Source organism: Brevibacillus sedimenti, assembly GCF_020923495.1.
Taxonomy (GTDB): Bacteria; Bacillota; Bacilli; order Brevibacillales; family Brevibacillaceae; genus Brevibacillus; species Brevibacillus aydinogluensis.
Genome location: NZ_CP064048.1, coordinates 540373 through 561636, shown reverse-complemented (window position 1 = coordinate 561636; position 21264 = coordinate 540373). Strand labels below are relative to the sequence as shown.

At 60.4% G+C, this 21264-nt stretch carries 17 protein-coding genes; 15 read left to right on the top strand and 2 right to left on the bottom strand.

Annotation, left to right across the window (positions count from 1 at the left end; genetic code table 11):
- Positions 1-60 precede the first annotated feature (60 nt).
- The 5 genes from IRT44_RS02765 (at position 61) to IRT44_RS02745 (ending at position 6711) form a co-directional block, all read left to right on the top strand.
- Positions 61-1296, top strand: a complete 1236-nt coding sequence (locus tag IRT44_RS02765) for an efflux RND transporter periplasmic adaptor subunit (RefSeq protein ID WP_230077409.1) — start codon at positions 61-63, stop codon at positions 1294-1296.
- Entirely contained in the window at positions 1289-4549 is a 3261-nt protein-coding gene (locus tag IRT44_RS02760; RefSeq protein WP_230077408.1) for an efflux RND transporter permease subunit, read from the top strand. Before IRT44_RS02765 ends, IRT44_RS02760 begins: the two co-directional genes overlap by 8 nt.
- A gap of 73 nt (positions 4550-4622) precedes the next feature.
- Positions 4623-5126, top strand: coding sequence for a VanZ family protein (locus tag IRT44_RS02755; RefSeq protein ID WP_230077407.1), 504 nt, complete (start codon positions 4623-4625; stop codon positions 5124-5126).
- Between the two features lie 214 nt (positions 5127-5340).
- Positions 5341-5754: a S1 RNA-binding domain-containing protein gene (locus tag IRT44_RS02750; RefSeq protein WP_171566789.1), complete on the top strand. Its 414-nt coding sequence runs from the start codon at positions 5341-5343 to the stop codon at positions 5752-5754.
- Positions 5755-5919: 165 nt separating this feature from the next.
- Positions 5920-6711: an alpha/beta hydrolase family protein gene (locus IRT44_RS02745; protein ID WP_212132899.1), complete on the top strand. Its 792-nt coding sequence runs from the start codon at positions 5920-5922 to the stop codon at positions 6709-6711.
- On the opposite strand, the gene IRT44_RS02740 is transcribed toward IRT44_RS02745, so the two are convergent.
- The gene (locus IRT44_RS02740; RefSeq protein WP_230077406.1) at positions 6708-8543 is read right to left on the bottom strand and encodes a sensor histidine kinase; all 1836 of its coding nucleotides are present in this window, start codon (positions 8541-8543) and stop codon (positions 6708-6710) included. The genes IRT44_RS02745 and IRT44_RS02740 overlap by 4 nt on opposite strands.
- Before the next feature lie 16 nt (positions 8544-8559).
- Positions 8560-9558, bottom strand: a complete 999-nt coding sequence (locus IRT44_RS02735) for a BMP family ABC transporter substrate-binding protein (RefSeq protein WP_171566791.1) — start codon at positions 9556-9558, stop codon at positions 8560-8562.
- Between the two features lie 229 nt (positions 9559-9787).
- Here IRT44_RS02735 and IRT44_RS02730 point away from each other — a divergent pair, with 229 nt between their 5' ends.
- The 10 genes from IRT44_RS02730 to ald all read left to right on the top strand — a co-directional run bounded on the left by IRT44_RS02730 (position 9788) and on the right by ald (position 21063).
- Positions 9788-9952 carry a hypothetical protein gene (locus tag IRT44_RS02730; protein WP_171566792.1) on the top strand — a complete coding sequence of 55 codons (165 nt, stop codon included), beginning with the start codon at positions 9788-9790 and terminating at the stop codon, positions 9950-9952.
- Between the two features lie 113 nt (positions 9953-10065).
- Positions 10066-10419, top strand: coding sequence for a response regulator (locus IRT44_RS02725; RefSeq protein WP_171566793.1), 354 nt, complete (start codon positions 10066-10068; stop codon positions 10417-10419).
- Positions 10420-10583: 164 nt separating this feature from the next.
- On the top strand, positions 10584-12512 hold the full coding sequence (locus tag IRT44_RS02720) for a sigma-54-dependent Fis family transcriptional regulator (RefSeq protein ID WP_230077405.1): 1929 nt from the start codon (positions 10584-10586) through the stop codon (positions 12510-12512).
- Between the two features lie 17 nt (positions 12513-12529).
- Positions 12530-13351: a lipoate--protein ligase family protein gene (locus IRT44_RS02715; protein ID WP_230077404.1), complete on the top strand. Its 822-nt coding sequence runs from the start codon at positions 12530-12532 to the stop codon at positions 13349-13351.
- 234 nt (positions 13352-13585) lie between these two features.
- The gene (locus IRT44_RS02710) at positions 13586-14578 is read left to right on the top strand and encodes a thiamine pyrophosphate-dependent dehydrogenase E1 component subunit alpha (protein WP_230077403.1); all 993 of its coding nucleotides are present in this window, start codon (positions 13586-13588) and stop codon (positions 14576-14578) included.
- Positions 14579-14593: 15 nt separating this feature from the next.
- Positions 14594-15631 carry an alpha-ketoacid dehydrogenase subunit beta gene (locus tag IRT44_RS02705; RefSeq protein ID WP_230077402.1) on the top strand — a complete coding sequence of 346 codons (1038 nt, stop codon included), beginning with the start codon at positions 14594-14596 and terminating at the stop codon, positions 15629-15631.
- A 165-nt stretch (positions 15632-15796) separates the two neighbouring features.
- Entirely contained in the window at positions 15797-17065 is a 1269-nt protein-coding gene (locus IRT44_RS02700) for a dihydrolipoamide acetyltransferase family protein (RefSeq protein WP_171566798.1), read from the top strand.
- A gap of 12 nt (positions 17066-17077) precedes the next feature.
- Positions 17078-18457 (top strand): dihydrolipoyl dehydrogenase, encoded by a 1380-nt coding sequence (gene lpdA, locus IRT44_RS02695; RefSeq protein ID WP_230077401.1) that lies wholly within the window; start codon positions 17078-17080, stop codon positions 18455-18457.
- A 120-nt stretch (positions 18458-18577) separates the two neighbouring features.
- A complete protein-coding gene (locus tag IRT44_RS02690) occupies positions 18578-19813 on the top strand; it encodes a PucR family transcriptional regulator (RefSeq protein ID WP_230077400.1) in 1236 nt (411 codons plus the stop codon).
- Between the two features lie 125 nt (positions 19814-19938).
- Entirely contained in the window at positions 19939-21063 is a 1125-nt protein-coding gene (ald, locus tag IRT44_RS02685) for an alanine dehydrogenase (protein ID WP_171566801.1), read from the top strand.
- Positions 21064-21264 lie beyond the last annotated feature (201 nt).

Below are 21264 nucleotides of genomic sequence, written 5' to 3'. Positions count from 1 at the left end.
CCCATTTTCTGTTTATGTTTCATGTTTCGACATATCGAGTCCGGGGTAGGGGTTGATGGAATGAAGAAATGGATCGGGCTTTCCCTCGCTGCCCTGCTGATTGCCGGGTGCGAAAAACTGGAGAAAAGCGTGGAAAACCTGAAGCGCCTGCAAGAAGAAAGCGTGATCAAGGTGAAGACGGTGAAAGCCTACACGGTCGAACAGCATGACGGCATGACCCAGGAGATCGCCGGTGTGGTGGCCCCGCTCAAGGAACTGCCGCTTTCGTTTGGCCGATCGGGCCGGATTGCCAATATTTTTGTAAAAAAGGGCAGTGTGGTCAAGCAGGGAGAGACATTGGCCACACTCGACACGTCCGTGTGGCAGCAGGAGGTGAACGCGGCCCAGGGGCAGGTGGCCAGTGCCGCCATTCGTCGGGCAAAGGCGTTGCAGGGGCCGGAGCAGCACGAGGTGGAGGCGCAGAAGATACAGCTTGAAAAGGCCAGGCAGACGGCTGCCCAGGCGGCGGAAGAGCACGCGCGCGGAAAGCTGCTTTACGCCAACGGCGCCATTTCCAAAGAGGAGCTGGACAGCCTGGCTCTCCGCGAGCGACAGGCGAAACTGGACCTGGAGGAGAAGCAGATCCGCTACGACAATCTGCTGAAGGGAGCGGACAAGCTGGACGTGGAAGAGGCCAACGCCGAAGTGCAGCAGGCCAGAGTACAGTTGGAGCGGGCCCGGCAAGAGGCGGCGGACGCCGTGTTGAAGGCGCCGTTTTCGGGCGTGGTGGCGTCGATATCGCAGGCGGAGTCGGAGCAGACGGGGCCGGGCAGCGAGGTGATGCGCCTGGTGGACACCTCAGGCTGGCTGGTCAAGCTGCAGGTGACCGGTGAGCAAATCAGCAATTTTGCCGTGGGCAAAACGGTGACGGTAAAAGCGCCGGACGGTACGGAGACGGAGGGGACAGTCAGCTTCGTGGCGCCGGTGATCGACGCCGGAACCGGCACGTATCCGGTAGAGGTGACAATCAGCGGCCGGGAGCACGTCTGGAAAGGGGGTATGACCGTCACCTGCCGCTATCAGGTGAAGCCGAGCGGGGGAGTGCTGGTGCCCGCGAGCAGTGTCGGCATCTCCGAAGAATCCCACTACGTCATGGTGATCGAGGAGAACACGGTCAGGAAAACACCCGTCAAGGTGGGCAATGTGTACGGCCCCCATTATGAAGTCCTGGAAGGGCTGAAGCCGGGCGATATGATCGTCAGTTCCGGACTCTCCTATGTGGCGGACGGTGAGGTGGTGAAAGTGGCCGATGAGTAAACGCACTTACACTTCGACGTTGCCGACGCTGGCCGGGCTGCTGGCGCTCGTCTGCTGCCTGCTGACTGTCGGCGCCCTTTCCAGGATGGATGTCGCGCTGTTTCCCGACCGCCCCCTGCCGGAGTACGTCATTGCCCTGGAGGCTCCCGGCATGTCGGCGGAAGCCGTGGACGAGTCTGTGACCCGTCCCGTGGAGAATGCAGTCCGCGAACTGGACGCCGGGGTGCACATCAGCGCCGAATCCCGATCGGGAGGGGCGACGCTCACAGTCAAGACGGCGGGACGGCCGGCCAGCTCCTACAAAGGCCGATTGGAGCAGAAACTGCAAGAGACGACAGCGCGGTTGCCGATAAGCGGCTGGCGTCTCAGCCAGGCCAACCTGGCCGACAATCAGATCGGCCGTTATCTGCTGCACGGTGCGGACGTGCAGGCACTGGCCGACGCGGCCCGCTACGCGGTGCATGACAAACTGGCCTCCATCCCGGGCGTAGCCCGCGTGGAGGTGGAGGACCACAGCGTCCGGGAAGAGGTGGAGCTGGTGTTTCGCCCCTCCATGCTGCTAACCTACGGCCTGACTCCGGGGGATGTGCTGGGACAGCTGCGCGGCGTCGGCGCGGACGAGCAGGTGGGCGCTGTCGGAACCGGCGGTGAGCGGACCGCTTTCCAGTGGAAGGGCCAACTGTCAGGCCCACAGGAGCTGGCCCAAAAGCTGATCGCCACGGAGAAGGGATACGTGCCGCTGAAAGAACTGGCCGAGGTGCGCGATTTGCGGGGGAGCAGAGGGGAAGAGGTGACACTCTATCACGGCGAACCGGCGGTGGGGATCAGCGTCTTCGCGACGGAAGCGGCCCAGGTTCCCGCCATCCGGGCCAAAGTGGCGCAGGCCGTGGCTGAGTGGAACGAACAGGCAGCGGGCAGGTACACGCTGGATCTGGTGGAAGACCGGTCACAGGCGTTGACGGCGGCGCTGCGCGACATCGGCTGGCTTGTGGCCGTGGCCGGGTTGGGGGCGGCAGTGATGCTTGGCGTATGGCTCCGCAGTGCGATGGCCGCCCTGCTGATGCTGTACGCGGCATGTCTGTCGCTGGGAGCGCTGTTGGGCGGCATGTGGCTGATTGGTGTGCCGCTGACGTTGACCTCGCTCGGCCCGACAGCCGTCTTTGCTCTGCTGTACGTCGGGGCGGCAGCGGCGTTGATCCATCGGCTGGCCGGAGCGGGGCAGCTGTCGCCGGTGCTCGGCCTGCGCGAGGCATGGTCTCTGCTGAAGCCGCTGCTGCTGGCTGTCGTCGTCTGTGCCGCCGGCTGGTGCGTGCTGATGGTGACCGACTTTGTCAAAGCAGCCGACCTGCCTCTTTTATATGACGCACTGCCGGTTCTTACGCTGGGGACGTTGACCATGCTTCTGGTGTACGGGTTTATCGTGCCGGTGCAGGCCGCTCAATGGCTGACCGGCGGCGCGGCCGCTGGACCGGCCGCAGAGCGGAAGCATTTGGCGGGCAGCCTGCTGGGCGGCAGGGTGGGCCGCTTCCTGAAGAACCGGTGGGAGCGCTCTGTCAACCAGGGCTTTCTGCCGTACGGGATTACCGTGGCCCTCTCGCTGTTGGCCGTCGTGCTGTTGGACGCCTTTGTCCTGACCGAACCGTACGGGGATATCGACGGACAGGAGAAGACGCTGTCGCTGGAGATGGTCAAGGGCAGCACGCTGGATGAGGCGATTCAAGCCGCCCGGGTGGCGGAAGAGCGTCTTTCCGGACTGGAAGAAGTGCGCGACCTGTACACGACAGCCAGTCGGGAGCGGCTTACCTTTCATCTGAAACTGATTGACAAGAGCCGCTGGACCCGGACGCCGACGGAACTGGAAAAAGAGCTGGACAAACGACTGCGGGAGATCCCCGGCACCGATCCGTTTGCCGTCGTGCTTTCAGAGGACCAGAAGACGAGGTTGGAATTTTATGTAAAAGGGCCGTCCCTGCACACAGTCCGGGAGATCGCCTCCCAGACGGTCGCCTACCTGCAGGAGCTGCGGTGGACGGACAAAGACGGGCGGGAGATCATCACCGACGAGCGCATCGGCGAAGGCGATATGGGGACGTATATCGCCATTCGCCCCAGACCGGAGATGCTCGTCCGCTACCGCGTGACGGAGGAGGAGATCAAGCGGCAGTTGGCCACCTATCTTGGAAAGCAGCAGGCCGGAACCCTGTACGGAGACAACGGGGCGGTACCGGTAACCGCCCGCTTTCCCGACAAGTGGATGGAGCATCCCGACCAGGTGAAACAGATCCTGATTCGCACGCCGCAGGGAGCCGTCCGTCTGGGTGACCTGACGGAATGGACAATTGTCGATGAACCGCCCGTCTATCGCCGCGTGGACGGCATGTACGTAATCAAATTGAGCAGTGCCGTTTCCATGCAAGATCGAATCAGGAGCTTGTCATATGTGATCCCTGACAACATGAAGGAGATATTCACGATTCCGGAAGGATACGAGATCCTCAATGCAAGCGAATGGGACAAGCTGGAAGAAGCGGAAGCAAACAAAAAGGATACGGCCGGACGGTTGCTGGCAGTAGCCGTGGCGGCGGCCGCAGTGCTTCTGTGCAGTCTGCTTCTTTACCGGCGGATGCGGCACGGGATGGTGGCGCTCGCGCTGCTGCCCGTTTTGGCCGGAGGGGTGACGGTCGGGCTGCTCTGGCTGGATCGGCCGCTCAACCTGATGGGCGTGTACGGCATCGCTGCCGTCTGTGCCGTGATGACACAGCAGGCGTTGATCCATCTGGACGAATTGTTCCGCGCGGACGCCGCTCCCTCCGTCCTCAAAGGGATTCGTGTCGGGACAGTCCGGGCGATCCGGCCGCTGGTGTGCGTTTTGGCGGCGACGGCTGCCGCCTGTCTGCCGCTGGCTGCCGGGTGGATGGAAGGCGCCGCCCTTCACGCCTCGTTTGCTGTCGCGCTGATGACGGGTCTGCTCCTGGCCGCCTACGCCGTTCTCGTCCTTGTGCCGGCGATGCAGCACGCCACTGAGCAGAGGTTGGCCAATCGCGCCGGATTGTCACTGGCGGAACTGCGCAGCCGGCTGCATGCCTGGTGGGAAAATGAACAGGTCCGCCGCCGGGATGCGCGCATGCGACAACGGCAGGAAAAAGAGCAGGTGGCAAAGGGGGAGGAGGCCGTCCCCGTACGGGACAGGCACGAGCTGACCGAGGAGGATTTTCAACCGCTGCCGGTGACAGCGCGCGACGCCCATTCGTGACATTTTGCAGGCGTGCGACGAGCGGATTCCTGGTACAATGAAAGCGGAACATTCCCGCGAAAGGAAGAAGAGCGTGAAGACATTCATGCGGCTGTTGGACGTGCTGCTGCTGGTCGCCATATTGGCCGGCTTGTACGTTTCGTCGTCCCAGCCTTACTACAAACAAGACATGCGCGGAACCATTTCCCGCTTCATTGACGAACAAGCGGTGGGCGAACGTCTGAAGGACGTGTCGTTTCGCTACGGAAAACAGGAGATCAGCGTAGAGGCAAGCGGCATAGACGGGTTTATTGAATTTTTTCTCCGCAAAGGAACCCATTTTGCCACATTTGCCCTGCTCGCCCTGATCGGGTACCGCGTGCTGCACCGCTTCGCACCGTTTGCGGTCGCACTGCCGTGGAGCGCATTTTTGGCGCTGGCGGTGGCAGTGCTGGACGAGTGGCATCAAACTTTTACCCCGGACAGGACGGGACAGGTGGCTGACGTGGTGCTGGATGCCAGCGGCGCGTGCACGATGCTGCTGCTGATCGTGCTTGCGCGGGCGTGGCCCGGACAAAAACGGCGTGATAAAAGATGAGCAGCTCATCCATCCTAATACAGGGGGATCGGACACGCACCCAGGCGTCCTTCCCTGCATCTTTTTCCATCGTTTTTCACCTCTGCCGGCCGGTGTGCTTCGGCAAAAGATTAGGCTTTTCAGTATTTGAATTTCTCTGTTATACTTATGAAATGAGGCTTCTGGTAGAGGTTCTCTTACATTTTTGGGAAATGATAAAAGGAGTGCAAACTGAATGGCAGTACAAGTGGGAAGCATCATCGAGGGAAAAGTGACAGCGATTAAACCGTTTGGGATGTTCGTAGCAGTCAGCGAAACCGAGCAGGGGCTGGTCCACATTTCCCAAGTAGCAAACGGTTTTGTTAAGGACATTAACGATCACTTTTCCGTGGGAGATCAGGTGAAGGTAAAAGTACTCTCCATTGATGATGCAGGCAAAATCTCGCTTTCGGTTCGCGCTGCACTGCCTGCGCCGGAGCGCAGCGAACGCGACGAGCGCCGTGGCGGTGGCTATCGCGGAGGAGACCGCGGAGGAAACGCAAGACGTGACAGCTCTGCTTCCTTCGAGGACAAACTGAAGCGTTGGCTGAAGCACAGCGAAGAGAACCTTGCTACCATCAACAAAAAGAACGCAAAACGCGGCTATTAAGCCTTGTTGATACTGGTTTGACATATCGGGAAGAAGGACCGGTTACCGTCCCTTCTTCCCTTTTTGCATTTTCGCCATGCCCATCCAGGCGTAGGAGGCAAAACGGGGCATCTTAATGCAAGACGAAGGAGACGAGGAGGAGTCCGTGTGCAAACAGGAGGCAACATGGCGTGCGCGCCGTTCCTGGAGCTGAAGCCCGAACTGCCGGTCCAGCCGGGCGTCCGGCTGTACACCGTCACCTATCTCAGCCAGGGATTGCGCGTCAAAGCGCTTCTGGCTGTTCCTGATGCAGAAGCGGCGGAACTTCCGGCGCTGCTCTACTGCCGTGGCGGCATCAAGGGCGTCGGGAAGGTGAGGCCTGAGCGGATCAGCCAATTGGCGTCGTTTGGATACGTGGTGCTGGCTCCGCACTACCGCGGAAACGAAGGAGGCGAGGGACGGGACGAGTTCGGCGGCGAGGACCGGCACGATGTGTTCGCCGCCTACGAGCTGCTGCGGGCGATGCCGGGCGTGGATCGGACGCGGATCAGCGTCTACGGGTTTTCCCGCGGCGGGATCATGTCGCTCTTGGCAGCGATCGAGTGTCCCGGGATTCGCGCGGCGGTGGTGTGGGGAGGGGTCAGCGACCTGTTTCTCACCTACGAGGAGCGAGTTGACCTGCGGCGCATGCTTCGCCGCGTCGTCGGCCACCCGCGCAAGCAGCCGGAGGCGTACCGCTGGCGGTCGCCCGTCTACCGGGCGGCGGAGATTGCCTGCCCCGTGCTGATCATCCACGGGACAGAAGACCAAAACGTGGGAGTGGAGCACGCCATTCGCCTGGCGGACGCGTTGCAGCGGTGCGGCAAACCCTGTGAGCTGTGGCTGGTGGACGGAGCCAGCCACCTGTTCCAGGGAGAGCGGATGGAGACGTACACCCGGCGGATGTTTGCCTGGCTGGACAGCGTTGCCCGGGATTAAGCGCTGCCCTCGAGGGCGCGCGGCTGGATCGGGAGGGAAATGACGATTTCCGTGCCTTCTCCCACTTTGCTGAAGATGCGCATGTCTCCGCCGTGGTTTTCCACCATGCGCCGGGTGATCGGCAGACCCAGTCCGGTGCCGTCTTCCTTGAGCGAGAAAAACGGGTCGAATATCCGGTTCAGATGCTCTGGCGGGATGCCTTCGCCGGTGTCGCGGATGTGGATGTTCACATAATTCTCGTCCACCCGGTTTTCCACGGTGAGGACGCCGCCCTGCCGCATCGCTTCGATGCTGTTTTTCATCAGGTTGAGCAAAATCTGTTTCAGCTGTTCCACGTCCACCGGCATGCGTGTCTCCTTGTCGCAGAGGTCGACGATTTCGATGCCGTGCAGCGTCGCTTCCGCCTTGATCAGCGGAAGAATTGAGTCCAGCACCTGGGCCAGCGCCACTACCCGGTAGTTGGGCTGTGACGGCTTGGAGAGCATCAGCAGTTCCGTCACGATTTTGTTGACCCGCTCGATCTCCTGCAGGATGAGCGGCAGGTAGTGGCGGTCGCGCTCCTCGTCGGGGAGGCGCTGCTGGAGCAGTTGAATAAAGCCGTAGATGACGGTCAACGGGTTGCGGATTTCGTGGGCGGCACCGGCCGCCAACTGGCCGACCATGGCCAGCTTTTCCGACTGGTGCAGGTACGCCTGCACCTTTTCCTGTTCCGTGATGTCGGTAAAGGTGACCATCCACCCTGCCTCCCGGTTGTGCTGGTTTCGCAGCGGCACGTAGGAGACCAGCGCGGTGAACGAACTGCCATCCTGCTTGTACAGGGTGATCTTCCGGTTTTCAAACCACGGCGCCTCGTCCGTATCCGGCGATTGTTCCCAGACGGAGGGATCGTCGGTCTGCGGAAAGTAGTTCTTGTCCAGCTGTACCAGTTCGTTCGCCTTTTGATTGATGTGCACCCAGGCAGAGTGATAGTGGCGAGTGATGACCCCGACCGGCAGCGAGTTCAGGATCTGCTCGCGCACGTTTTTCTCCTCTTCCAGTACCAGGCGGCGGGCTTCATCCTGCTGAAACAGGCGGGCGATGTTTCTCGACATCCGGTTGAACTCCTGGGCCAGCTCGTAAAACTCATCCCGGGTGCTGTAGATGATCTGCTGCCCGAACGTGCCTTTGGACACTTTGCGCACCTGCTGGATCAGCGATTGGATCGGCCGGAGCAGCTCCTTGCGGAAGTAGAACGTGCAGAACAGTCCAAACAGAATGGCGGCCACGGAGACTGAATAGGTGAGGATGAGGGAGACTTTCAGGCTCTCGTTGGTCCGCTGAAACTCCTTGTTCGTCTGGAATTCCAGCCGGTTGAGCGAAAAGGTGAGCTGCTTTTCCAACTTGTCGATGTGCGGCTGCACTTCCTGGGTGAGGACGTAGCTGACCGCCTCCACGTTGTTGGCTTTCAGCAACGGGTTGATTTTGTTCAAGAACAGAAAATCCAGTTCACTAATAGATTCAATGATGGCAAACAAGTCGCTGTTGGTGTCTGTCTTGGGGATGGATTCGAAGCGCGACGTGTCAATCAGGTTGGTGTAGTACTCGTCCAGATAGGACGGCTCTCGGGTGATGGTGTACATTTTCAGCGCATACGTTTTCATGTACATCTGGTTTTTGATGTCAAGCAGGCTGCTCGCCTGCGGCAGCACGTTTTGCGTCAGGTGTGTCTCGTCCGTGGTGACTTTGGTCATCTGGTAGCTGAACAACGTTGTGACACAGCCGATCAGAAGCATCATGACAAGGTAACTGAGCATCATTTTTTTCTGAAACCCTAAGTTTCGAAACGGAGACATGTAGATAATCCTCCACCTATTGCTGGCGATGATGAGTAAGGCGTTCAAATTCCTGCTGCATTTCGGCGCGTACCTCCGGCGGCACCATCGGGCCAAACGTGCTTAACCGATTTACGCCCTCGGCCAGACCGTAGGTGACCGTACCGGAAGGAAGCGTGCCGGCGGTGTACTGGGCCATCAGGGTTCGGTAGCACTGCCGGACGTCCTGAATCAACGAGGCGAGCACGTGGTTGGGGGCGATGTAGCGCTGGTCGGCAATGTAGCCAATGGCGTAGATGTTGGCCCGCTGCGCTTCCGTGATGACCGCCAGATTGTAGCTGTCGCCGGTCGTGTAGATCACGTCCACACCTTTGGCAATCATGCTTTTGGCGGCCCGGGTGGCACCCTCCACGTCGTTGAAATCAGGCACTTTCTCGACGATTAGCTGCGTGCGCGAATTTGTGTTTCTGACCCCCTCCTGGAAACCTTCCAACTGCTTGTACTCGGTCGGTTTGTCCGTCAGGATATAGCCGACTTTGCGGGTCTTGGACATGGTGGCGGCCAGTTTCCCGACGAGATAGCCGGCCGGTTTCATATCGTAGCAGATGGTCGTCTGGTTGGGGTGGACCGCTTCCCCGTTAAAGGAGATGAAACGCGTCTCCGGGTAGAGGGGAGCGATCTGGGTGAACGGCTCGGAAAAAATGACACCGTGACCGAAGATCAGATCATAGCCGTTGGAGGCGTACTGCTGCGTCACGGCGGTAATCTGTTCCGGCTTCAGATTGCTGGCGACTTCCAGGGAAAACCCGTACGTTTTCTTCAATTCCGTCAGGCTCTCCAGCGCACTGCTGTTCCAACCCTGGTCGTACGTGGGCCCTTCCAAAAGGAGCGCCACCCGCAGCTTGTGCTTGGCATTCCCAGTTTGGTTGAACTGCTGCAGGTGTGTCATGCTGGTCATAAACTGGCTGGTGATCAACAGGAGCAGGGCGATGACCAGACCCACGAACAGGGCGGAAAACGGCTGCAGTTTGGGCATGACTCGATCCTCCCTAAAAAACAAACGTAATTGAACACACTTCTACAACATAGGCCAAAAATCCTCCGTTTGGAAAAAAAGAGAAGGGACGGAGCAAAATGGTGCAGGTGTGGCGATGCGCATGTCCTGCCGGGTAAAACATGCGGCGGGGAATGGGGCGCGGCCGCTCGGGGAACGATAACGGGGAGCGCCGATGACACCGGCAATACGTTGGGCAAAGGAGGATATCATGGAAAAGGAGATTGTGGAAATTCCCCAGGTGGACATCCCGGACGAGTTCACGCAGGTGGAAATACCGGAGATCGGCGAGACGACGCCCCATCCGAAACCGGACAGCCCGTTGGCCACTGCGGGAGAGGCGGAACAGCCGATCGGTTTTACCACCGGTCGATAACGGACATGACGGGCAGTTCGACAAAAACAGCCAATTTCTTTCGTGGACAAGTCTCGCGTTTTTTGTAAAAGTAAAAAGAGAAAGTGCGAGACGGTTCAAGGGGGAAAAAGTGCGTGGCCCGTTTGTTGATTGTGGACGACGCGGCGTTTATGAGGCGGATGCTGGCCGACATGGTCGGCGACGTGCATGAGGTGTGCGGGGAAGCCGCCAACGGGATAGAAGCGATTGCCAAGTACAAGGAACTGAAACCGGACATCGTCACCATGGACATCAGTATGCCCGAGATGCAGGGCATCGAGGCGATGCGGGAGATTCTGGCGTACGACAGGGAGGCACGGGTGCTGATCTGCTCTGCGATCGGCCACCGTCAGAAAGTGCTGGAAGCGATGAAGTCAGGCGCGCGGGACTTTCTCGTCAAGCCGTTTCAAAAAGAACAGGTGATGGATGCAATTTCGCGACTGCTGTAAGGAGATACGGCCGCCTTTCGTAGAGAAGTCGGCCGTTTTTGAGTGGCTCGGTGCTGTTCGGTTCTCACCTTCGCTTCTAACTGGATAACTTCTTGAAAAAACAGAAAATTCAATATATTGTTAAGGCAGCGGGACAGAATTGAGGAGCGGAGGGTGGAGGATGCATGATTGAGGAAAGCGTTTCGCTCAGCATGTGGAAACGTTTTGTTCAAGAAGGCGTATTGGACTCGGCGCGACTCAACAAACGAATCTCGGAATCGTGGCATCGTTGCAAGATCGGGAAAGTCAATCCGTACGAAGGAAAAGGGAGGAAGGTCCTGAAGGGGGAAGCCTGGGAACTGCAAAAGGAAAAAAACCGCCGCCTTCTGGAGTTGACCTTGCCGCAGATCAGCAGGCTGTCTCCGTTTATTCGCGATGTCGGGATGATTGCCCTGGTGATCGATCCGGAGGGCTACGTGCTCAGCATGCAGGGAGAACAGCGAACGCTTCAGGAGGCGCACGCCATCAATTTTCGGGAAGGTGTGCGCTGGACGGAGGACGAGGTGGGCACCAATGCGATCGGCACGGCGCTCATGGCGGGCGAGCCGATCATGGTCAACGGTACGGAACACTACTCCGTCGCGTCTCACTCCTGGAGCTGTTCGGCGGCACCGATCCGGGACGGAAACGGAACCTTGATCGGGGTGGTGGATGTTTCCGCTCCGTTGGCCCGCAGCCATCCCCAGATGATGGCCACGGTCTCTTCGCTGGCTTTCTTGATCGAGCAGGAGTGGATGAAAGAGCGGCAGCGGGATGACCTGGAATTGATGCGGTTGGCGGTGGAGGAGCCGGACGAAGAAGAGCGCCTCTGGGTGGTCTGCAATCAGGATCAGCGGGTGGTGTACGCCAGCCGCAGCGTCCGGCAGGCGATGCGCGGCTGGGCTGAAGCGCCCCGTGAACAGGTGCGGGAATCCGGCTTTCGGGAAGGCATTCAGATTCCCCTGTACTCGCTCAGGCACGGAGGGCTGATCGGTTACCGGATCGAACTGCTCCGCAGCGAGTCCCGGGTCCATCTGCACGGGACAGGCCGTGCCGTCTCCGGGCTCCTGCAGCAGGCAACCGACAGTGCCATCACCGGGTTCCAGCAGCAGGCAACCGGCCGTGCCGTTTCCCGAGTTCGGTTTCGCGGAGAGGCAGGCACGAGCCGCGCCTTTCAGTTTACCCTGCGCGAAGTCGAACGGATTGCCCCATCGGACGGCACCGTTGTCATTTACGGAGAAAGCGGCACGGGAAAGGAATTGATCGCCCGGGCGATTCACGACAGCAGTCCGCGGGCGGAGGGGCCGTTTGTGGCGGTGAACTGCGGAGCGGTGCCGCGCGAGCTGATGGAAAGCGAATTGTTCGGGTACGCCGAGGGCGCCTTTACCGGAGCCAGGCGCCGCGGTTACAGCGGGAAGATTGTTCAGGCGGACGGCGGCACGTTGTTTTTGGATGAGATCGGCGAGATACCGCATGCGATGCAGGTGGCGCTGTTGCGGGTGCTGCAGGAACGAAAGGTCACCCCGATCGGAAGTGCGGAGGAGATTTCGGTGAACGTTCGCGTCATCGCCGCCACGCACCGCAACCTGCGTCAACTGGTGAAGGAAGGAGCGTTTCGGGAGGATTTGTATTACCGGCTGCACGTGCTGCCGATCACGGTTCCGCCGCTGCGGGAGCGAAAAGAAGACATCCCGTCTCTGATCCGTCACTATTGCAGTCAGAACGGCTTCGCGCTGGAACTGCCGGCAGATGTGATGGAGGTATTGCTTGCCTATGACTGGCCGGGGAATATCCGGGAACTGTTCAACGTGCTGGAACGGATGAGGGTGTCGCCGCGCGAAGAATGGAAGCGCTTTCTTTTAGAGGCGGTGCAGCCGGAATGTTCTCCGGGTCTGCCACCGCAATCCGCAGCGCCATCCCCTTCCCCTCGTCCGCTCACGTATCGGGAGCAGTTGGAGCGAAACGCGATCGTCCGGGCGTTGGAAAAGAGCAACGGGAGCGCTTCCGTGGCGGCGGAGATGCTGGGGATTCCGCGCAGCACGTTTTACCGGAAGCTGAAAAAATATCAGTTGTAGGCGCAAGGAGGAACCTAATGAATGACATGCCTGTCATCCGCATGCTGAACACGGCCGCATCCATCCAGACCGGAGACGTTTTAATCCCGTTTGGCATCGACGAAGCATACGCCCGGCTGGCGGCGCGGGAAACAGAAGCGGTGCCGCCGCTGGTCCATCTCTGGAGGCACCGGCGGGCGATGGTGCTGGGAGCGCAGGACGCCAAGCTGCCGAATGCAGCGCTGGCCGTCCGACTGCTGCGGGAGCGGGGGTGCCAGACGGCTGTCAGACACTCGGGCGGAGCGGCGGTTCCGCTCGACGGCGGGGTGGTGAACCTGTCTTTGGTCATGCAGGCGCCTGCCCATGATCTCACCCCCGAACCGCATTTCGAGCGCATGGCGGCCTTGATTCGAGCGGTCCTTGGCACGACGGGACAGCGGGTGCAAACAGGCGAAGTGGAGGGAGCCTACTGTCCCGGTTCGTACGATCTTAGCATCGACGGTCTCAAATTTTGCGGGATTGCCCAGAGGCGGCTCTCGCGCGCTGTCATCGTGCAGGCGTTTGTTCTGACGGAAGGGAGCGGCTGCTCGTACGGTGAAGCGGCGCGAGACTTTTACCGGATGGCTGGAAAAGGTGCACCGGCAGACGCCTTTCCCCGTGTGGTGCCGGAGCGCATGGCCAGCCTGAGCGAACTGGGCATGAGCGGGGGCGTAGACGCATTTGTCGGGCGGGTGCGGGACGTGCTGGCAGGGCTGGGAACGGTGGAGGAGATGAGCGCCTGCCCCGCCTCGCTGGAAGCAGACGCGAAACGGTCGCTTGCCTCGTTGAAGGAGCGAAACGGCAACGTCGGTTTGTTGTGAACCGGCGTTTTTTTATGTCCGCACGCGCACAGCGCATGAGACAAAACGGGACGATTTGGGAATGTGTCTCATCCGGTGCCGCTCGCTGCGGACGCGGGGATATGCGGAATAGGGAAAAATCCGCATCCGATTGCTGTTTGCACGAGACGTAAACGGCTGGCACGGTGGTTGCAATTCAGACAGGAGGCAAGAGCGGTTTTTGCTGCCGACAAATCACGATGGGAGGCGTAAGCGATGAAAGCGACACAAGCGGAAGCACAGGTACTGTCCCGCGAACAGGCGAGATGGATGTACCGCAAGATGGTGGAGATCCGGAAGTTTGAAGACGCGGTTCACCTGCTGTTCGGGCAGGGCAAACTGCCGGGTTTCGTTCATCTGTACGCGGGAGAAGAGGCGATCGCGGTAGGAGTTGGCGCCCATTTGAACCAGCAGGACAGCATTACCAGCACGCACCGCGGCCACGGTCACTGCATCGCCAAGGAATGTGACCTGAACGGCATGATGGCGGAGCTGTACGGCAAAGCCACCGGCCTGTGCAAAGGGAAGGGCGGCTCGATGCACATCGCCGATCTGGACAAAGGCATGCTCGGCGCAAATGGAATCGTCGGAGGCGGATTCCCGCTCGCCTGCGGAGCGGCGCTGACGGCCAAGCTGAAAAAGAGCGGCGCGGTCAGCGTCTGTTTCTTCGGAGACGGGGCCAACAATCAGGGAACGTTTCATGAAGGACTGAACCTGGCGGCCATCTGGAAGCTGCCGGTCGTCTTCGTGGCGGAAAACAACGGATATGCAGAGGCCACCCCGTTCACATACGCCTCAAGCTGCACCCGTATCGCTGATCGTGCAAGCGGTTACAACATGCCCGGCGTGGTCGTTGACGGCAAGGATGTGCTGGCTGTCTACCGCGCGGCGGGTGAAGCGATCGCCCGCGCCCGCAGAGGCGAAGGTCCCACGCTGATCGAGTGCATTACCTACCGCAATTACGGCCATTTTGAAGGTGATGCCCAAAAGTACAAAACAGAGGAAGAGAAGGCCGAACATCTCAACGAACGGGATGCGATCGCCCTGTTCCGCAATCACCTGCTTGCCACGCAGACGCTGACGGCTGATGAGATCAACGGCATCGAGCACGACGTGGACGCAGCCGTGCAGGCGGCGATCCGGTTCGCGGAGGAAAGCCCGTATCCGGATGCGAGCGAACTGTTGACCGACGTGTACGTGTCCTACTAAGAAAGGAGGATGAACATGACGAGAAAAATCAGCTTTTCTGCCGCTGTCAACGAAGCGATCAGGCTGGCCATGCGGGCTGACGAAAACGTCATCCTGCTCGGCGAAGACGTGGCCGGAGGTGCGCAGGTGGACCATCTGCAGGATGACGAAGCCTGGGGCGGCGTGCTCGGTGTGACCAAGGGACTGGTGCAGGAGTTTGGCCGTGAGCGGGTGCTGGACACGCCGATTACGGAAGCCGGCTTTATCGGAGCTGCGATGGGAGCCGCGGCAACCGGCCTGCGCCCGATCGCGGAACTGATGTTTAACGACTTTATCGGCAGCTGTCTCGACATGGTGATGAACCAGGGGGCCAAGTTCCGCTACATGTTCGGCGGCAAGGCGCAGGTGCCCGTCACGATTCGGACCATGCACGGCGCGGGCTTTAGCGCCGCCGCCCAGCACTCCCAAAGCCTGTACGCAATGTTTACCCACATCCCGGGCATCAAGGTGGTCGTCCCGTCCACCCCGTATGATGCCAAAGGGCTGCTGCTCGCTTCCATCGAGGACAACGACCCGGTGATTTTCTTTGAAGACAAGACCCTGTACAACACTACCGGTGACGTGCCGGAAGAGTATTACACCCTGCCGCTCGGCAAGGCGGACATCAAACGCGTCGGCAGCGACGTGACGATCGTGGCCATCGGCAAGCAGGTCCACACGGCGCTGCAGGCGGCGGAGCGACTGGCCCAAAAAGGCGTCGAGGCAGAAGTGGTGGACCCGCGCACGCTTTCGACGCTGGACGAAGACACCATCCTCGCGTCGGTCGCCAAGACCAATCGCCTGATCGTGGTCGACGAAGCCAATCCGCGCTGCAGCGTGGCGACCGATATCGCGGCCTTGGTGGCGGACAAGGGCTTCGATACACTGGATGCGCCGATCAAGCGGATCACCGCGCCGCATACTCCGGTGCCGTTTTCGCCGCCCCTGGAGGAGTTGTATCTGCCTTCGCCCCAGAAAGTGGTGGAGGCCGTCTCGGAACTGATCGGTGACGCGTCCATCGCGGCGGTGACGTAATCGCTGCCCGATGGCGGAAAAGCCCGCTGGCCGTCCTGATCGCGGGAGTGAGCGGGACCGGTACATGGTTGTTTGCCCAGGAGCATTCGGTTCGGTGCGGCAGCCGCGCCGGGTGCTCCTGGCTCGTTTTTGGGTGACGTCGAAGCAGGGGGAGGAGAGATCAGCATGGCACATGAAGTGATTATGCCCAAACTGGGCATGGCGATGGTGGAGGGGACCGTCATCGCCTGGAAAAAACGAGTGGGCGATGCCGTGAAAAAGGGGGAGGGCATCGTCGAGATCAGCTCGGAAAAAATCGAGATGGAAGTGGAAGCACCGGCCGATGGCATCCTGCTGCGCATTGACGTAGCTGAGGGGGGTGTCGTTCCCTACGGTACCGTGCTGGGTGTGGTAGGCCAACCAAACGAGACGATAACAGAGGTGCCGGCAGCTGGTGCTGCACAGGTGGAAGCGGCCGCTTCGCTGGCGGCTGCAGAGCCGGTGACGACTGCGACTGCCGCGCCGGGAGCACCGGCGACAGGAAGGACACCGGCGGCAGGTTCGGCCCTGTCGCGGGAAGGCGTCAAGATTTCGCCAGTGGCCCGCAAAATGGCCGAAGAGGCTGGACTGGACTACACGCGCATCGTCGGATCGGGTCCGCAGGGACGCATTACCAAGGAGGATATCGAGGCGGCGCTGGCGGCGCGGGAAAACGCAGCAAACGCGTCGGCCGGACAGGTTGACGCGGAGCCGGTTGGGACAATGAGCGCCGAACGCATTCCGGTGGCGGGCATGCGCAAGGTCATTGCCGAGCGGATGAAACACAGCCTGATGCAGAGCGCCCAGCTCACCATAACGATGCATGCCGATGTGACCGACTTGCTGCGGATGAAGGAACAAGTAGCTGGCGAGCTGCAGGAGCGCTGCGGGGTGAAGCTGACCGTCACCGATTTGATCGCCAGGGCGGTCGTGCTGGCCCTGTCCCGCCACAAGGACATGAACAGCGCGTTTCTCGGCGATCACATCGAGCGGTACGAGGAGATTCATCTGGGCATTGCCGTCGCTCTGGAAAAAGGACTGGTGGTGCCAGTCATCAGGCGGGCCGGGACGCTGTCGCTGGCAGAACTGTCCGGAACAATCAGGTCGCTGGTGGATCGCGCCCGCCAAAACCAGCTTGCGCCGGATGAGATGAAAGGCTCCACCTTCACCATCACCAATCTGGGCGGATACGGCGTGGACACCTTTACCCCGATCCTCAACCCGCCGGAGACGGGGATTCTCGGTGTCGGGGCCGCAAAGGATACGCCTGTCTTTGTCGGCGACGAACTTGTGCGGCGAAGCATGCTGCCGCTCTCGCTCACCTTTGATCACCGGGTGCTTGACGGCGCTCCGGCAGCGGCATTTCTGGCGACGGTGAAGCGCTATCTGGAAGAGCCGTACAACCTGCTGCTTTAGGGAGGACATCACATGCAAAACGTTGCGATTATTGGCGGAGGTCCGGCAGGGTACGTGGCGGCAATCACCGCCGCGCGCCTGGGGAAACGGGTGTTTTTGATCGAAGAAAAGGAATTGGGCGGCACTTGTCTGAACGAAGGCTGCATGCCGACCAAAGCGCTGCTGGAGTCGGCAGAAATGTACCAGCATGTTCAGCGTGCCGGCCGCTTTGGCATTGACGTGCCGGCGGAAGCAACAAGCGTCAACTGGAAAAATGTGCAGGCGTACAAGCAGGGCATTGTGCGCAGGTTGACCAGCGGGGTTCATCACTTGATGAAGAAAAACCAGGTGCAGGTCATCCGCGGGAGGGCGTCCTTCACCGACGAGCACCGGCTGCTCATTGAGCGGAGTGACGGTGAACAGCGGCTGGAAGCGGACCGCTTTCTCATCGCCAGCGGCTCGGAGCCGATCGCCCTGCCGTTTGCGCCGTTTGACGGCGAGTGGGTCCTGCACAGCGGTCATGCCATGTCGCTTGACGCCGCCCCGCCCGTCCTGCTGATCGTGGGCGGCGGCGTGATCGGCTGTGAATTTGCTTCGCTGTACGGGCGGATGGGCAGCAGCGTGATCGTCGTCGAAATGGCAGACCAACTGCTGCCTGGCGAAGACGCAGACATCGCCGCCGTCCTGGAGCGGGGATTGAGGCAAGCGGGGGTCACCGTTCATTTGGGCAGCCGTGTGGAAGCGCTGGATCACGCGACGAAAACAGCGCGGGTGCGTACACCGGAGGGGGTGATCGAAATTGCCGCAGAGGCTGTTCTCGTGGCAATCGGGCGCAGGCCCCGGGTGGCCGGTCTGGGGTTGGAACGGATCGGGGTGCGCGTCACTTCGCGCGGGGTCGAGGTGAACGAGCGGATGCAGACCAACCTGCCGCACATTTTCGCGGCGGGCGATGTGATCGGGGGAATTCAGCTCGCGCACGTGGCGTTTCATGAAGGAGAGGTGAGCGCCGTCAACATCTGCGGAGGGGACCGCAGCGTCGATTACCGCACAGTGCCACGCTGCATCTACACTTCGCCGGAAGTGGCGTCGGTGGGACTGACTGAGCGGCAGGCGCGGGAAACGTACGGCGAGATCCGGATCGGCGAGTTTCCCTTTGCGGCCAACGGCAAGGCGCAGATTTTGCAGGAGACAGCCGGCAAGGCAAAAGTCTTGATCGAACCTCGCTATCATGAAATCGTGGGCATTTCCCTGGTGGGACCGCGGGCAACCGAGTTAATCGGTCAGGCTTCGCTGATGCTGCACACGGAAATGACAGCCGAGGCGGCGGAAACCCTGATCGCGCCCCATCCGACACTGTCCGAAACGCTCTGGGAGGCAGTTCGGGGCGGGATCGGCCAGGCTGTCCATGCATGACGTCAGGCAGGTATCGCTACCGGGCGGGCATTGCGGTGTCTCGCTATCTTTTGTTCCGCCTCGTTCCACCTTTCCGGTATAATAGAACTACGTACACATGGTCGGCAAAGAGGTGGAACCGTGTCTGTTCAACCTGATTACTTTCAGAAGTACCAACATGCGGATATTGAAGAACTGGCGGACATCATCGGGGATCTGTTGCAAAACCCGATCACGATCGAAGACGCCGACCACAGGCTGATCGCTTACAGCTCCCACGGCGAAAGCACCGACCAGGCCCGCTGGTCGACGATCATGGGCCGGCGGGTGCCGGAACACGTGCTGACCCGGTTGTGGAAAGACGGGGTGTTTCAGGAGCTTTTGACCAAGGACGCCCCCGTGCACATCCCGGCAAAAGACGAGGTGGGGCTCGGCAAGCGGGTGGCGATTGCGATTCGCCGCGGCAGCGACGTGCTGGGATACATCTGGGCCCAGGAAGTAAACCGCCCCTTGACCGAGGAAGACGACGAAATATTGCGACAGGCGGCGCGGGCAGCGGTGACCCGGCTGGTGCAGCGGCAGGGAAAGCGGAAGGCGGAGGAGCGGCGGCGCAAGGAGTTTCTCTGGGAGTTGTTGTTGGGCAATCACACCAGTGACGCGCTGATTCGGCAAAAAGCGGAAAGCCTGCAGATGAAGCTGCCTTCCTCCTACCTCATCTGCGTCATCGAGGCGGCCGGAACGGGGCTGGAGCAGTACCTCTACCCGCTTTTGATGCGCGACAAGCTGCTGTGGGTGGTGGATGACGGACAGATCGTGCTGCTGATCGGTCTTTTCGGTCGAGGCAAGGAAGGGAAAGACGAGCTGCTGCGCAAAACCGAGCAGTTTCTGGCCGACTCGCTCAGCAAGCTGGTGACCCACGTCCGCGAAGGCCAGGTGACGGCCGGTTACGGCTGCGTCTACAGGGCCTACCCCGACATCGTAAAAAGCTACCGGGAAGCGCTCCACGCGGTCCGGGTAAAGCGGCTGTTTCCGCGTGAGACAGAAGGAATTCACGGGTACCACGAACTGGGCATCTACCGCTACCTGCTGAAACTGAAGGAGTGGGACGAAGAGCAGGGCTACCAAAACGACCGGCTGGCCCGGCTCAAGGCGTATGACCGGGAAAACCAGACTGCGCTGATGGAGACGCTGGAGACGTACCTGGACGCTGCCGGCCGGTCCAACGTCACCGCCCAGCGGCTGCACATCCACATCAACACGCTTGGGTACCGCCTGCGCCGGATCGAGGAGATTCTGCGAGTCGACCTGGAGGACATGAATCAGCGCGCCGCGTTGTATCTGGAACTGAAAATGGATAAGTTGGACCAGGAACGCTAGTTCGTTTGTGAAAATTCACAAACAGAGCGGCAAAAGATTAAGGGAATCCCCAAGGAAACGCGTTTTGAAAACGCTGTACAATAGCAGTAACTCGTTATACGGCGTTGCGAAGGAGGATAACCAGCATGATTGTAGGGATTCCCAAAGAGATTAAAAACAACGAAAATCGCGTAGCCATTACCCCTGCCGGCGTGGCTGCGCTGGTGCAAAACGGCCACACGGTTCGCATCGAAAACGGTGCCGGCCTGGGCAGCGGCTTTACCAACGACGATTACACGGCGGTAGGAGCGGAGATCGTCGCCACGGCAGCGGAAGCGTGGGCAGCCGATATGGTGATGAAAGTAAAAGAACCGCTTCCGTCCGAATACGGCTACTTCCGCGAAGGCCTGGTCCTGTTCACCTACCTGCACCTGGCGCCGGAACCGGAGCTGACTCGCGCCCTGATGGAGAAAAAAGTGGTGGCGATCGCGTATGAAACCATTCAATTGGACAACGGTTCACTGCCTCTCCTGATGCCGATGTCCGAAGTGGCCGGCCGCATGTCCGTGCAAATCGGCGCGCAGTTCCTGGAGAAACCGTACGGCGGCAAGGGCGTGCTGCTCGGCGGCGTACCTGGTGTGCAAAAAGGTGAAGTGGTCATCATCGGCGGCGGCATCGTCGGCACCAACGCTGCCAAAATGGCAGTCGGTCTGGGCGCCAACGTCACGATTATCGACGTGAATGCTGATCGCCTGCGCCAACTGGATGACCTGTTCCAAGGTCGCGTGCAAACCCTGATGTCCAATTCGTTCAACATCGCCAACGCCGTGAAAAAGGCGGACCTGCTCATCGGCGCCGTGCTCATCCCTGGTGCCCGTGCACCTCGCCTGGTGACGGAAGAGATGGTCAAAACGATGGCACCGGGCTCTGTGATCGTCGACGTGGCGATCGACCAGGGCGGTTCCATCGAAACGATCGACCGCATCACCACGCACGACAACCCGACCTACGAAAAACACGGCGTGATCCACTACGCGGTTGCCAACATGCCGGGCGCGGTGGCGCGCACTTCCACGCTGGCACTGACCAATGTGACCGTGCCGTACGCTGTGCAGCTTGCCAACAAGGGCTACCGCCAAGCGATCCTGGACAACCGCGCGCTGGCCAAAGGGGTCAACGTGATCGAGGGGAACGTGACCTACAAGGCCGTCGCCGAAGCGCACAACCTGCCGTACGTCTCTATCGACGACGTGCTGCTGGTGAAAAACTAACCGGGCCGGGACGATCCCAGCCGACACAGCAAAACCGTGACCAACTGCCTGCCCTGCCAATCGGGGCAGGCAGTTTTTTTGGTGCGCCCGGCATGGGCGGTAGCTATAGGGTGAAAGTCCCGAACGGGGGTTGGCTGTACCAACCGTTAGCTTAAGGCAAGGGTGTCCGCCGTGAGGCGGAATCTGAAGGAAGCCGGCGGC